The organism is Streptomyces sp. IMTB 2501, from assembly GCF_001953885.1.
Classification (GTDB): Bacteria; Actinomycetota; Actinomycetes; order Streptomycetales; family Streptomycetaceae; genus Streptomyces.
Window position 1 is genome coordinate 1 of the sequence record NZ_MQUS01000092.1, and the last position, 1091, is coordinate 1091.

The 1091-nt window shown below is 69.1% G+C and carries 1 pseudogene; it reads left to right on the forward strand.

From position 1 onward, the window contains the following. A pseudogene (locus AV521_RS46235) lies at positions 1 to 1091 on the forward strand (alpha-1,4-glucan--maltose-1-phosphate maltosyltransferase); the annotation flags it as partial.

Consider the following 1091-nt stretch of genomic DNA (forward strand, 5'->3'; position numbering starts at 1 on the left):
GGCAGCCCTGTCGCCCGAGGTGGGCGAGTTGCTGGCCCGCCACCCGCTGCGGGACCTGGTCACCACTTCCGACCCGATGCCGCTGCTGGTGGAACGCGAACGCGCCCTGTACGGCTCCTGGTACGAGTTCTTCCCGCGCTCCGAGGGCACCGCCGAGCAGCCGCACGGCACGTTCCGCACGGCCGCGCGCCGGCTGGAGCCCATCGCGGACATGGGCTTCGACGTCGTCTACCTCCCGCCCGTCCACCCGATCGGTACCACCTTCCGCAAGGGCCGCAACAACACCCTCACCGCCGGCCCGGACGACGTCGGCGTGCCCTGGGCGATCGGCTCCCCCGAGGGCGGCCACGACGCCGTCCACCCCGGCCTGGGCACGATCGAGGACTTCGACTTCTTCGTCGCCAGGGCCCGTGAACTCGGCCTGGAAGTGGCCCTCGACTTCGCGCTGCAGTGCTCGCCCGACCATCCCTGGGTGCACAAACACCCCGAGTGGTTCCACCACCGGCCCGACGGCACGATCGCCCACGCCGAGAACCCGCCGAAGAAGTACCAGGACATCTACCCGGTCGCCTTCGACGCGGACATGGACGCACTGGTCGCCGAGACGGTACGGGTCCTGCGGCACTGGATGGGCCACGGGGTGCGGATCTTCCGGGTCGACAACCCGCACACCAAGCCGGTCGTCTTCTGGGAGCGGGTCATCGCCGAGGTCAACGGCCCGGACCCGGACGTGATCTTCCTGGCCGAGGCGTTCACCCGCCCGGCGATGATGCACACCCTGGCCCAGATCGGCTTCCAGCAGTCGTACACCTATTTCACCTGGCGCAACAGCAAGCGGGAACTCACCGAGTATCTCAGTGAGTTGGCGGGTGAGGCGGCGGCCTACATGCGGCCGAACCTCTTCACCAACACCCCGGACATCCTGCACGCCTACCTCCAGCACGGCGGCCGGCCCGCCTTCGAGGTCCGTGCCGTGCTCGCCGCGACCCTCTCCCCCGCCTGGGGCATCTACAGCGGCTACGAACTGTGCGAGAACACCCCGCTGCGAGAGGGCAGCGAGGAGTACCTCGACTCCGAGAAGTACCAGCTCA